The sequence below is a fragment of the Paraburkholderia sp. GAS33 genome (assembly GCF_050436645.1).
Taxonomy (GTDB): domain Bacteria; phylum Pseudomonadota; class Gammaproteobacteria; order Burkholderiales; family Burkholderiaceae; genus Paraburkholderia; species Paraburkholderia phenazinium_B.
Genome location: NZ_JBNDMP010000018.1, coordinates 25,529 through 37,673 on the forward strand (window position 1 = coordinate 25,529; position 12,145 = coordinate 37,673).

Here is a 12,145-nt window from a genome sequence, read left to right on the forward strand (position 1 = left end):
GGGTGCCAGTTGCTTTAACCCGTGTCTCATCGGTTGACGATTCCACCTCGACTGCCCTCTCGTGCGAATGAGCGCGGCACGCTCATAGACCTGCTAATCAAGCAGCCCGGAAGCGTATTTACGCAGCCTGACTGGCGGTCATCTTGAAGATCCCCTGCGCATTACCCGCATCGAAACGCAGGTCCGTTTCCCAGCGGCGCGTATCCTGATCGAACGTCCGCTTGCGCGTGATGAACTCGTAGAACGATCCCGGCACCTCACGCGTCACCGTGCTGCCATCCGCCGCGCGGAATTCGCGCTTCACGATATCCGCCCGGTAAGCGGTCTGAAATACCCGGCCCGAACGCGAACGCTCGACTTCCGGTTTCATCGGACGTCCCTTGGCTTTTTCGTCATCCGAAAGCTGGAACACGTCGGCGACGCGATCCGTCGCGTGATTGAACGCATTACCTTCGGTGGCGATCCACGCCATTTCCGCCGACTCCTTCAACAATACTTCGTAATCGGCCTCGCGTGGCGTCTCGTGTTGCCGCGCAAACGCGCCCACGATCACCGGTAGCAATTCGTGCGCCGCCGCGAGCGGCAGCACGCCTTCACGCTCGAGCTCCCAAAGATGCGCCGTGGCGAGCGGCGTCAACGGATCGCGCGATGTCCCGATCACATTCGTGACGGCCTGCTGAAATTCAGGCGAGAAGCGCTCCGGATGCAGTTCGCTGACGAAGAACTGGGCGATTTCATCGGGTGCATCCTCATGCGCCCATGCGCGGCCCGTCATGCCAAGACGATCGAGCGGATAGCGTCCGTTGATGCGAAAACCGAGCGGCCGCAAAATGCGAGCGAATGCGGCCTCGCCCGGCGGCAGCGCTCCACTCGACGCCCAACGCACCGTGCGCAGCGCCCCGTGATCGAAGTACACGCTGCCGCCCGCGGTCAGCGCGTCCTGCGTGTAGGCGCGGCCGTTCGCCGAGCGCGCCAACAGGTCTTCGAACAGGACCATGTTCATCGCCTGCGCGAGCTCCGCGCGGGTGACCACGCCGGGTTCCCATTCATTGAGTACTTGCGGATGGTTCAGCGTCTTGAAGAGCGCCGCGGTCTTCTCGGCGCCGATCAGTTTCAGCAGCAGTTGTTCGACATTTGCATTTCGCGGGTTCTGCACGGTCTTTCTCCGGAGCACGGGCTGCATGAGCCAACGCATGTAGGGGGATCCGCCAGTGCCGCGTCGCTTGGACGCAAGCCCGGCATCGTTCGACGGCAATTATTCAAATCCACGCGGGTGCCGTAAAGCGAGATAAACTTCAGACTTGATGCGTTTTCGGAATCAACGTGCGAAAGTTCAAGATCCCCAACATGGGCGCGCTGCTCGCTTTCGAAGCGTCGGCACGGCATGAAAGCTTCACCCACGCAGCACGCGAACTCTTTCTCACCGAGAGCGCGGTCTCGCGGCAGATTGCGACGCTCGAGGGCAATCTCGGCGTACGGCTATTCGTGCGGGTCAAGCAACGCGTCGTGCTCACCAAGGCGGGCAAGGTCTACAGCGCCCAGGTGCGCCGAGCGCTGGAAGGACTCGACCGCGACACGCTATCGATCGTCGCGCACGGCAGCGGCGGCGGTTACCTTGAACTGGCCGCCCTCCCCACCTTCGCATCGCACTGGTTAATTCCGCGCATGGGCGAATTCAACGCGCGCTATCCCGACGTCCGCGTGAACATGGGCGTGCGCACCGGCACGTTTCCGTTTGCAGAGACCCACTTCGAAGCGGCGATTCACTACGGCAAGCCGACCTGGCCCGGCACGTCTGCGGACTTCCTGTTTCGCGAGGAGGTCATTCCGGTCTGCGCGGCGAGTCTATTGAAGCGGCCCGTGACCACGCCCGCCGAACTGCTCGACTACCCGCTGCTGCACTCGACGACGCGCCCGGATGGCTGGGCGAACTGGTTCGAGAAACTGGGTGTGGACGATAACCGTACGATGCAGGGCGTACGCTACGAATTGCATACGATGTTGATCAGCGGCGCCGCGGCGGGGCTCGGCATCGCACTGGTGCCGCGCTTCTTCGTGGATGCGCAGTTCGCTCGACTCGGGCTGATCGTGCCGTTCGACGCGCCGGCGATTGCCGAAGCCGCCTACTACCTGGTCTATCCCACCGAGCTCAGCCACGGTCGCCCGCTAGCGAGCTTCCGCGAGTGGTTGCTGGAGCAGGCTGCGGCCTATGGGGCCGCGAATCCTGTGTTGGCCAGCGAGGCAGACGAAGACTGAGCGGCCGCTTCCGGCCTTCTGGCATTCGATTCGCTAACGCTTCTGGTCGATTTGGCAATAGAGACGTCGATCAACGGGCCTTGGCGAGCGCGCTCAGATTGCCCTCGCCGAATCCGTGATGTCCCTTGCGCTGCACGATTTCGAAGAAGATCTCGCCGGCGCGGCGCCGCACAAACGTCTGAAAGAACAGCAACGGCACGCCATCCACACCGATCTCGCCGTCCACCAGAATCCGCCCGCGCTTGAGGCGCTCGAGATCGAGCCCATGCCCCGGCAAACGCGCATCGATCTGCTCGTAATAGCGCGGCGGCGGTTCGACGAATTCAATGCCATTGGCCATCAGTTGCTCGACGCAGGCAAAGATATCGCCGGTGGCCAAGGCGATATGCTGCACACCCTCGCCCGGATGGTCAGGCAAATACTCATGCATCAGACTCGTGCGCTGCGTGCCTTCCTCGTAGAGCGGAATACGGATCGCCCCGCACGGCGACACCATCACGCGCGATTCCGCGGCGACATGCCAGTTGGCGTGCAACTCGTGAATCTCGCGGAAGTTAAGCAGGTCGCGATAGAAATCGAGCCACTCCTGCATCCTGCCCGCGCCGACGGTTTGCGTCAGATGATCGATGGCGACCAGACCCGTGCCGGCATGACTCAGATCCGCGTGGGCGGTGTCGATTTCGATAGGACGAAAATCGATGTCGAAGATCGAGATGTCGCCTACACCGCCGCGCAGACCACCCCGGCCGCGCCAGCGGTCGACGAAGTAGATATGCGAATCGCCGATGCCCTGGATGGACGGGATCACCAGTTCGCCCTTGCCGACCTTCTCGCCTTCGAAGGCCCAGGCGCCTAGCTCGACGGCCCGGTCGAAGGCCCGCTGGGCGTCGGCTACGCGAATGCCCACAGCGCAGATGCCCGCGCCGTATTCCTCTGCGTAGCGCGCAGCGAACGAATCCGGCTCGGCATTGAGCAGAAAATTCATCTCGCCCTGGCGGTATAGCGTGACGTCCTTGCTGACGTGCCGCGCAATCGGTTTGAAGCCGAGTTGCTCGAAGGTCTGCCCGAGCCCCTGCGGATCGCGCGCGGCGAACTCCACGAACTCAAGACCAGCTGTGCCGAGCGGATTGTGTTCCGGGTCCGATACGGCCTGCATCGCGTCGCCCGGAGTGGGCAGGTCGCTGGGCATGGCACTCTCCTTGTTCATACGTTCCGACGCTCTTCCTGATGTTGTACGCAGGCCATCGCGATTGCGCAATGCCGCTGCGACCTGGGGATGTTACGCACTACGCAAATTGCGCCATGACTTTCGCACCGTGTTTGTACACCGGAGACGGGGCAGCCCGCAACTGCATTTTGTACTGAATGGTTCACTTTCGCGTGAGCTCGCTGGATTGGCGGTACTGTCTCGCTGAACGAGCCTGGGCGCGGCGGAAGCAGGCTCAGGCGGGCTTGCGGCGGCGCTTTGACGCCTTTGGCGCGCCGGTGTCTGCGTTTGCGCTGACGCTGGTGCCGTTGCTCCCGCGTGCTCGGGCACCGGCACTAGCGCTGGCCTTGACCGGCGCCGCCGCCGTATCCGCCATGCGTTGCCGCGCGACCGTTCGCAGCGCATCGATCAGGGCCAGCCCCACCGGCGACGGTTGCGTATCGGAGCGCCGGATCAGGCCGACTGGCTCGCCGGTCCCGGCGAACGGCAACGGGAGGCGTACCAGCATGCCATGTGCCAACTCGTATTCGACGGCGCTTTGCGGCACGAACCAGACCGCGTCGTTCTCGAGCGCCAGCGCGCGGCCCGTCGATACCGACAGCACCTCGACGAAGGCCGAAAGCGGCGGCACACCCCACGCCGCCAGCAGACTATCTGCGGACTGCCGGATCAGCGTGCCGAACGGAGGCACGACCACCGTGAGGCCTTCGAGCAACGCGGCCGGCAACCCGGCGCTTGCCTCGAGCGGATGCCCGGCGCGCACGACCGCAATCAGCGGCTCGGTGAAAAGTTGCTCGAAGCTAAGTCCGACCATTCGCTCGGGATCGGCCAGACGCCCCACAGCGAACTCAATCGAACCGGCCTTCAAACGCTCCAGCAGTTCCGCGTTCGCGCCGGTCGCAAGACGCACGATCACGCGTGGCCATTGCTCGCCGAACAGCTTGAGCACCCGCGGCACCAGCGCGCTGGCGACGGTGGGCAGAATACCGATCTCCAGCGTCGCCGGCGCCGCGCCTTCGGCCCTCGACAGCAGATCGACACCAAGCCGCAACGCACTGACGCAGGCGCTGGCGTGCGGCATGAACAACTGCCCCTCGCGGGTGATCACGGCCCCATGACGGCCGCGCTCGAACAGCCTGACGCCGAGAATGGCCTCGAGCTCGGCCACCGTCTTGGAGACCGCGGGCTGAGTGATGGACAGGCTCTCAGCGGCCTTCTGGACCCCGCCGAACTGCGCGACGGCCAGAAAACACTGGAGATGACGGAATTTGACGCGGCTATCCGCGAGGCTTCGTTGCATAACGACAGGTTATACGAAAGGCGAGAAAACGTCATTTTTCATAACTTCTCGGATTAGTTAAAGTCCCGACATAGCCTGCTATCCCATAATTCATCCAAGGAGACGCCCCATGGACGAGTCCATCCTCACTCCGCGCGATTTCGAATCGCACCCCGCTCACGTGTATCCCAGCTACGGTTCATCCGTGAAGCGCGGCCCGACACGCCCGCTGATTCCGCTGAAGGAAAAGCTGCGCGATCAGCGCGTGCCGGTGTATGGCGCGGAAGACCTCGGCGAACTCGACAACGACCTGACGCGCAACGCCGCACGCAATGGCGCGCCGCTGGGCGAACGCATCATCGTGACGGGCCGCGTGCTCGACGAGGGTGGCCGCCCGGTACGCAATACGCTGGTCGAAATCTGGCAAGCCAACGCAGCCGGCCGTTATGTGCATAAGGCCGACCAGCACGATGCGCCACTCGATCCCAACTTTCTGGGCGCCGGACGTTGCCTGACCGATAACGAAGGCCGGTATCGCTTTCTGACGATCAAACCAGGCGCGTATCCGTGGGGCAATCATACGAACGCGTGGCGTCCGAATCACATCCACTTCTCGCTATTCGGCGATCACTTCGGTTCGCGACTCGTGACGCAGATGTATTTCCCCGGCGACCCGTTGCTGGCGTTCGATCCGATCTTCCAGGGCACACCTGAGCAGGCACGCGAGCGTCTTGTATCGCGCTTCTCGCTGGATACGACCGAAGAAGCCTACGCGCTCGGCTACGATTTCGACATCGTGCTGCGCGGCCCTAACGAAACTCCGATGGAGCGCTAAGCCATGACCACACTCAAGCAAACGCCTTCGCAAACGGTCGGACCGTACTTCGCGTATGGGCTGTGCCCCGAGCAGTACAACTTTGATTTCAAGAGCCTCTTCACTCCCGCGGTTGCCGATTACGAAGCCGCTGGCGAGCATATTTCGGTTGTCGGCCAGGTGTTCGATGGCGATGGCAAGGTAGTAGGCGATGCGATGCTGGAGATATCGCAAGTGGACAGCCAGGGGAAGTATCCGGCTTCGCGCGAAGAGATCGCGTCGAGCGGATTCCGCGGGTTTGCTCGGGTTGGCACCGGGACGGATCCGCAGAAGCGGTTTATCGTCGAAACGGTAAAGCCGGGGCGGGCTTCAGCGAATGAAGCGCCGCATCTGAATGTGATCCTGACGATGCGCGGGATGTTGCTGCATACGTTCACGCGGATTTATTTCGACGACGAGGCGGCGGCCAATGAGAGCGATCCGGTGTTGGCTGCTGTGCCAGCGGAGCGGCGCACGACTTTGATCGCGCGACGTGTGCCGGGAACCAGCAAGACCGTTTACCGGTTTGATATCCATATGCAGGGCGAACAGGAAACCGTGTTCTTCGATCTGTGATCGATCTTTCACAGGGCTTTCATATTGGCGCGATAGGATTGCCTCTCGCGATCTTGATCGCGAAACTCCGAGTACTTTGGGCCCGCTTGTGTGCGGGCTTTTTTTCGTTGTGTCGTGGTTGGCGGACTGCTCATCGACGCCCTCACCCCAACGGCTTCACCCCAATCCACCACCCGTGCAACCAGAACACAAACACGACCCACGCCACCACCCCAACCACCACCGCCAACGCATCCATCGCCACCGTCCCGGCCGGATAAACCGCCCCTGAAACTAGGTCCCGCCGCCGCGCAGCGCGATAGCCCAGCACACCCCAAACCAGAAAAGCTGCAAACAGGACAACCGCGTTCAAAGTCCCATTAGCCAGCAGATGCCCTAAAGCCCACAGCGCGGCGCTAAGCGACATCGGATGCTTGACCCAGGTCTTAAAGTGATTGTGCGGGACGTAAGCCGCAACAAAGAGAACAAACGCAATCAGCGTCAGCAATGCAGTAAGATGCGGCGCCCAAACCGGCGGTGCCCACAGCAAGACAGGATCGCGTCGCGCGATCCCGTACCCCCAGATGATCAGCACCAACCCCACGCCAGAGGTTACCGAATAGAGGCCCTTCCACCCATTCGCCCCCAAGCGCGCAATCTGCCGCGTACGCCACGACTCGGCAAAGATTCGCACCGAATGCGCGCCCAGAAAAATCACCAACCCCAGTACCAGTACCGACATGGCAAGCTCCTCGCGACGGGTGTCGACCGATGGCCGCGATTGTCGCTCAAGACACCCGTCCTGCCAATGCCGGATTGCCGGGCCTCAGCCCGGCCGTGAATTCACTCCGCAGCCGGAATCCACGCCGCGCTGGCCGCGTCACTCGCGCGAAAAGCCGGGAATTTGGCGCCCAGTTCGGCAACCGTCTTGATGTCGTTCTTCACGAGGTCGTCGCGTGTGATCAATGTCGGCTTCACCACGATGTGATGCCCGGGATCGTCTCCTGCCACTTCCAGCGCCGCCGCGCGTACCGACACTGCGCCCACGACCGCCGGATTGGTTGCGGCTGTGGCGACCCACGGGCTATCCGGCGCGCGGATCGCTTCGATGTCCGCGGTCGAAATATCCGCGCTGTAAATGCGGAGCTTCGAGCCGAGGTTCGCCTCGTTCGCCGCGAGCGTCGCACCACGCGCAAATTCGTCATACGGGGCAAACACCACGCGAATCTCCGGATGCGCACGGTAAGCAGCGGCCGCCTGATTCGCGACGGATTGCGCGATCGGGTTGTCCACCGTGCCCCAACGCGCTTTCTCCTGCACCTGCGGATGCGCGCTCTTGAAATCGCGCCACACCGCATCGCGGCGATCGAGCGGTGCGAAGCCCGCTACGTACACATACCCTGCCGCGAATGAATCGCCATTGTCTTTCACTGCCTGAGTCAGCAACAGCGTGGCCAGATCATGATCGCTCTGCTCGATCTGCGGCACTTTGGGATTATTCAGGTCGACGTCGAATGCGACCACCTTGATGCCCTTGTCGAGTGCGCGCTGCACCACATCCTTCAGCGATTCCGGTAAGCCGTGATTCACGATGATCGCCGAGACCCCCAGGCTGATCGCCTGCTGGATCTGCTCACGCTGCTCGGCGGCGTCCTGCCGTCCTTCGTAAATGCGCAGATCGATGCCGAGCGCCTTCGCCTGTTTCTGTGCGCCAGCCTCATAGGCCTGGAAGAAGTCCCCAGTCGACAGGTAGTTGACCAGCGCGATTTTCACGCCACCCTTATTGAACGGTGCTGGTGCGCCCTTGAGCGGCTCGGCCTGGATTGTCTGACCCAGCAACACGGTTGCAGACAAGAGCGCCAACGCGCCGACCACGCGACGCGCACCCGATTTACGACGAAACAGTGATTTCATGAATGCTCCTCAGCGCGTTGTCTAATAGTTCGTGAAGTTTTAAATTCGAAGGCGAAGCGTTAGCCCGCATGGACCGTGTGATGAGCGCGATAGCGTGCGCCCGGGTGTGGCTCAGCCAGACGCGCACTGCCGCCGTGCAGCTTTTCGCGCAACGTGCCGCTCTCATACTCGGTCTTGTAGACGCCACGTCGTTGCAGTTCGGGCACAACCAGATCCACGAAATCGCTAAACGTCTCGTGCGTCAACGCGTAGGCGAGGTTGAAGCCATCGACATCGGTCTCTTCGACCCATGACTGCAGTTCGTCGGCAATCTCCTGCGGATCGCCAACCGAGAGCGGCCCAAGGCCGCCTATGCCGCCCCACTTCGCGATCTCACGCACGGTCCACACACGCGTAGGATCGGCGCTCGAGAGCGCTTCCACCGCGGACTGCACCGCGTTGCTCTCCACGTGACGCAGCGGTTCGTCGAGGTCGTACTTCGACAGGTCGATACCTGTCCACCCCGACATCAACGTCAGCGCGCCCTCATCGCTCGTATAGCGCCGGTAGTCCGCATGCTTGGCGTGCGCTTCGGCCGAGGTCTTGCCGGTAATCACGGTATGCAGATTAAAGATCAGCACGTCGTACGGATCACGGCCGAACGACTTCACGCGAGCGCGAATATCGGCCACAAACTGCTTCAGAATGGTTCGCGAAGGCGCTGCTATGAAGATGCATTCGGCGTGCTGCGCCGCGAAATCCTTGCCTCTCTTCGACGCGCCCGCCTGATACAACACCGGTGTACGTTGGGGCGACGGTTCACAGAGGTGAATACCTGGTACGTCGAAATACTGTCCGTGGTGATCGATCGGATGCACCTTGGAGGGTTCGGTAAAGACCTGCCGTGTCGCATCGCGTACAACGGCATCGTCTTCCCATGACGATTCCCACAGCTTGTAGCAGACATCCAGATACTCTTCGGCCAACGCGTAGCGTTCGTCATGATTGGCCTGGCTCGGCAATCCGACGTTGCGTGCCGCGCTGTCCAGATACGACGTGACGATGTTCCAGCCGACTCGTCCGTTGGTCAGGTGATCGAGTGTGGACATACGCCGCGCGAACGGATAAGGATGTTCGTACGAAAGCGAACACGTCACGCCAAAGCCGAGATGCCCGGTCACGTGAGCCATTGCGGACACCAGCAACACCGGATCGTTGACCGGCACCTGCGCGGCCTGACGAATCGCCGATTCGCCGTTGCCCTTGAAAACGTCATAGATGCCGAGCACGTCAGCAATGAACAGGCCGTCGAATTTGCCGCGCTCGAGCAGCTTCGCGAGATCGGTCCAGTAATCGAGGTGCTTGTAGCGCCAGGATGTGTCGCGCGGATGCGCCCACAATCCCGGCGATTGGTGTCCGACGCAGTTCATGTCGAATGCGTTTAGACGGATCTGTCTGGCCATATTCGGATCCAGTTAGGTGATGCGCACAATGCCCACGGCAAGCGCGAATTGAACGTCAAATCGCGCCGTGACGCGGGGGCAATACGTCGTTCAGGTAGTAGTTGCCAACCGCGATGTATTTCCACCGCACCGGGTCGTGCAAGGTATGGGTGCGTGCATTGCGCCAGTGACGATCGAGGTTGTGCTCGGCAAGCGTGGCCTGGGTACCGGCCAGCTCGATCAGACGCGTGGACGCCTGCAGCGCGATCTCGGTGGTCGCGGCACGTGCTTCGGCCACGGCAATGGAAGCCGAAGCGACCGTCTGCGCCGTCGACTCTTTAACCGCAGCATCCACTCGCCGTCCGGCACGTTCGAGAAGCGCCTCGGCCGCGTGCAATTGCAGTGCGAGCTTGCCGAACAGTTCGAGCGTTAGCGGATCATCACTGGCTCGCTCAACCCCGCTATCGATCCACGGTCGCGAACGTTCGCGCACGAAACGCCGTGCGTCGGCAACAGCGGCGCGTGCGATGCCGAGATCGACCGCAGCGTGAATCAGTTGACCGATCGGCCCGACCGTCGTGGGCCGCGCGTCGAACGCCGAGCTGTAAGGCACGACGGCGGATGCCTCGACGTACACGTTGTCGAGCGTAGTCGTGCCGCTGCCGGTCGTGCGTTGGCCGAATCCGGACCAGTCATCCACCACGGACAGCCCCGGTGTCTGCGCGCTAGCGAAAGCAACATACAAGGTGTCGTCCGCCGCCTTTGCGACAATCGGAATCCACTGCGCAAACAGCGCACCCGTCGAGTAGAACTTCGTGCCGTTGATGCGAAAGCCATCGCCGTCCGGCACGAGCGTGGTCCGATAATCGGCGACTGTTTTTGTGCCGCGCTCGGAGAGCGCATTGCCGAATCGCTCTCCCGCCAGTGCACGTTCGAAATAGAACGCCTGTTGTTCGCGTGTACCGCTTACGCGCAGCACGTCGAGCATGTAAAAGTGGTTCTGCGGAATCTGGCCGAGCGCCGGATCCGCCTCGGAGATGATTGCGGTCACCTCTGCAAGCGTGGCGTACGAGACCTCCGCGCCGCCAAACTCGCGCGGCACAGCAATGCCCCACAGACCGCTCGCCGAATAGATGCCGATCTCGGCGTATGGCAAGCGGCGCTCGCGGTCGCGCTGCGAAGCGCCTTCCGCAAGCGTGCCCGCAACCGCATGTGCAACCTCGAGCGCCTGCTGGTCGTTCGCAATACGCGCTGCCTGCGGCGCATGAGGCGCGTGAGAAGCCACGGTTTCTGCAAAAGCATTCATAGCGTCAATTCCACGGATGACGAGCCGGTTTGACGCCGTTCAGATAGTAGTTGCCGACCAGGTGATATTTCCAGCGGACGGGATCATGCAACGTATGTGTGCGTGCATTGCGCCAGTGCCGGTCGAGATTGTGTTCGCCCAGCGTGGATTGCGTACCGGCCAGTTCGAAGAGCTTTTCGCTCGCCAGCAACGCAATCTCAGTGGTCAACACCTTCGCTTCACCTACTGCCACCGACGCCACCGCAACATCGTCCTCGGTCGTGTCGCCTTTCGCGGCGGTCACATCGAGTGTCCTTGCGGCGCGTTCGAGCAGCGCCTCGGCCGCGTGCAACTGGATATGCAAGTGCCCGACTTCGCGCACGGTCAAAGGATCGTCGCTGGCGCGCTCGACGTTACTGTCGATCCACGGGCGCGAACGCGTGCGCACGAACTTCAGGGTATCCGCTATCGCCGCTTGCGCGATGCCGGCGTCGATTGCCGCCTGGATGATCTGCGAGATCGGGCCATTCAGCGTGGGAAAATCGGAGACGCGATGCGCGGGAAAGACATGCGACGCCGGCACGCGCACCGCTTCGAGCACCACAGTGCCACTCGCAGTAGTGCGTTGCCCGAAGCCCGACCAGTCGTCGATCACATTCAGGCCCGGAGTGCCCTTCGGGATATAAGCGAGCCAGCCCTTGCGCTCGTCGTCGAGTCCCAGCACCGGCACGAAATGCGCAAACAGTGCACCGGTCGAATAGAACTTGGTGCCATCGACCACATAGTCGCCGCCATCACGCCGCACGCGCGTCTTCAGATCGAGTACGTGCTTCGTGCCCTTCTCGGAGAAGCCGTTGCCGAAGCGCTTGCCTTCCAGTATCTGGGTAAAGAAATAGCGCTTCTGATCTTCCGTGCCGGTCAGCGAAATCACATCGACAAGGCCGAAGTGGTTTTGCGGCAACTGTCCCAACGACGGATCTGCCGCCGCGATGATCTTGATCACTTCGGTAAGCGTGACGAAGGAAACACCCGCGCCACCATAAGCCTTCGGCACGGTGATCGCCCACAGCCCTGATTGCGAGAACCACTCGATCTCTTCATGCGGCAAACGGCGCTCGCGATCCCGCTGCGGCGCGTCTTGCGCGAGGCGAACCGCCAGTTCGTGCGCCACGGCGATGGCCTGGGCGTCGTCCCGAATGAGGCGCACCGCATGCTTACCTGCACCGCTTGTATGCGATGAGGTCGCTTCGTAAAGCTCGGCCATACAAATCTCCGCTTGAGTGACTGTTCGCACAATCTATCAGCGGGTACGACACGCGCAAACTGAACGTTTGAGAAATAGATATTCCTTCGGATGGCAAACCAACTGCCACGG

Annotated in this window: 11 protein-coding genes; 3 read left to right on the forward strand and 8 right to left on the reverse strand. The window is 61.9% G+C overall.

Features of this window, described 5'->3' with window-relative positions; all coding sequences use genetic code 11:
• Window positions 1-118 precede the first annotated feature (118 nt).
• Window positions 119-1,156: a DUF1338 domain-containing protein gene (locus P3T24_RS35120; protein ID WP_429441378.1), complete on the reverse strand. Its 1,038-nt coding sequence runs from the start codon at window positions 1,154-1,156 to the stop codon at window positions 119-121.
• A gap of 167 nt (window positions 1,157-1,323) precedes the next feature.
• On the opposite strand from P3T24_RS35120, the gene P3T24_RS35125 reads away from it, so the two are divergent.
• Complete coding sequence (locus P3T24_RS35125; RefSeq protein ID WP_174567543.1) at window positions 1,324-2,256, forward strand: LysR substrate-binding domain-containing protein; 933 nt, start codon at window positions 1,324-1,326, stop codon at window positions 2,254-2,256.
• Window positions 2,257-2,326: 70 nt separating this feature from the next.
• Here the strand turns inward: P3T24_RS35125 and P3T24_RS35130 are convergent, their stop codons facing one another.
• Together P3T24_RS35130 and pcaQ are read right to left on the reverse strand one after the other, a co-directional pair.
• Window positions 2,327-3,445: a 4-hydroxyphenylpyruvate dioxygenase family protein gene (locus P3T24_RS35130; protein WP_429405567.1), complete on the reverse strand. Its 1,119-nt coding sequence runs from the start codon at window positions 3,443-3,445 to the stop codon at window positions 2,327-2,329.
• A gap of 253 nt (window positions 3,446-3,698) precedes the next feature.
• On the reverse strand, window positions 3,699-4,763 hold the full coding sequence (pcaQ, locus tag P3T24_RS35135; protein WP_429441380.1) for a pca operon transcription factor PcaQ: 1,065 nt from the start codon (window positions 4,761-4,763) through the stop codon (window positions 3,699-3,701).
• Window positions 4,764-4,872: 109 nt separating this feature from the next.
• Here pcaQ and pcaH point away from each other — a divergent pair, with 109 nt between their 5' ends.
• The gene (pcaH, locus tag P3T24_RS35140; protein WP_074266444.1) at window positions 4,873-5,577 is read left to right on the forward strand and encodes a protocatechuate 3,4-dioxygenase subunit beta; all 705 of its coding nucleotides are present in this window, start codon (window positions 4,873-4,875) and stop codon (window positions 5,575-5,577) included.
• A 3-nt stretch (window positions 5,578-5,580) separates the two neighbouring features.
• The gene (pcaG, locus tag P3T24_RS35145; RefSeq protein WP_429441382.1) at window positions 5,581-6,171 is read left to right on the forward strand and encodes a protocatechuate 3,4-dioxygenase subunit alpha; all 591 of its coding nucleotides are present in this window, start codon (window positions 5,581-5,583) and stop codon (window positions 6,169-6,171) included.
• Window positions 6,172-6,313: 142 nt separating this feature from the next.
• On the opposite strand, the gene P3T24_RS35150 is transcribed toward pcaG, so the two are convergent.
• The 5 genes from P3T24_RS35150 to P3T24_RS35170 all read right to left on the reverse strand — a co-directional run bounded on the left by P3T24_RS35150 (window position 6,314) and on the right by P3T24_RS35170 (window position 12,034).
• A complete protein-coding gene (locus P3T24_RS35150) occupies window positions 6,314-6,892 on the reverse strand; it encodes an NnrU family protein (protein WP_429441384.1) in 579 nt (192 codons plus the stop codon).
• A 101-nt stretch (window positions 6,893-6,993) separates the two neighbouring features.
• On the reverse strand, window positions 6,994-8,064 hold the full coding sequence (locus P3T24_RS35155; RefSeq protein ID WP_429441386.1) for a substrate-binding domain-containing protein: 1,071 nt from the start codon (window positions 8,062-8,064) through the stop codon (window positions 6,994-6,996).
• A gap of 59 nt (window positions 8,065-8,123) precedes the next feature.
• Entirely contained in the window at window positions 8,124-9,506 is a 1,383-nt protein-coding gene (locus P3T24_RS35160) for an LLM class flavin-dependent oxidoreductase (protein ID WP_429441388.1), read from the reverse strand.
• 55 nt (window positions 9,507-9,561) lie between these two features.
• Complete coding sequence (locus tag P3T24_RS35165) at window positions 9,562-10,791, reverse strand: SfnB family sulfur acquisition oxidoreductase (protein ID WP_429441389.1); 1,230 nt, start codon at window positions 10,789-10,791, stop codon at window positions 9,562-9,564.
• A 4-nt stretch (window positions 10,792-10,795) separates the two neighbouring features.
• Window positions 10,796-12,034 (reverse strand): SfnB family sulfur acquisition oxidoreductase, encoded by a 1,239-nt coding sequence (locus P3T24_RS35170; RefSeq protein WP_429441391.1) that lies wholly within the window; start codon window positions 12,032-12,034, stop codon window positions 10,796-10,798.
• Window positions 12,035-12,145 lie beyond the last annotated feature (111 nt).

Excerpts from the sequence above, each read along its gene's own strand:
- P3T24_RS35130 (WP_429405567.1), bottom strand. The coding sequence starts at position 3,445 with ATGCCCAGCGACCTGCCCACTCCGGGCGACGCGATGCAGGCCGTATCG.
- pcaQ (WP_429441380.1), bottom strand. The coding sequence starts at position 4,763 with ATGCAACGAAGCCTCGCGGATAGCCGCGTCAAATTCCGTCATCTCCAG.
- pcaH (WP_074266444.1), top strand. The coding sequence starts at position 4,873 with ATGGACGAGTCCATCCTCACTCCGCGCGATTTCGAATCGCACCCCGCT.
- pcaG (WP_429441382.1), top strand. The coding sequence starts at position 5,581 with ATGACCACACTCAAGCAAACGCCTTCGCAAACGGTCGGACCGTACTTC.
- P3T24_RS35150 (WP_429441384.1), bottom strand. The coding sequence starts at position 6,892 with ATGTCGGTACTGGTACTGGGGTTGGTGATTTTTCTGGGCGCGCATTCG.
- P3T24_RS35155 (WP_429441386.1), bottom strand. The coding sequence starts at position 8,064 with ATGAAATCACTGTTTCGTCGTAAATCGGGTGCGCGTCGCGTGGTCGGC.
- P3T24_RS35160 (WP_429441388.1), bottom strand. The coding sequence starts at position 9,506 with ATGGCCAGACAGATCCGTCTAAACGCATTCGACATGAACTGCGTCGGA.
- P3T24_RS35165 (WP_429441389.1), bottom strand. The coding sequence starts at position 10,791 with ATGAATGCTTTTGCAGAAACCGTGGCTTCTCACGCGCCTCATGCGCCG.
- P3T24_RS35170 (WP_429441391.1), bottom strand. The coding sequence starts at position 12,034 with ATGGCCGAGCTTTACGAAGCGACCTCATCGCATACAAGCGGTGCAGGT.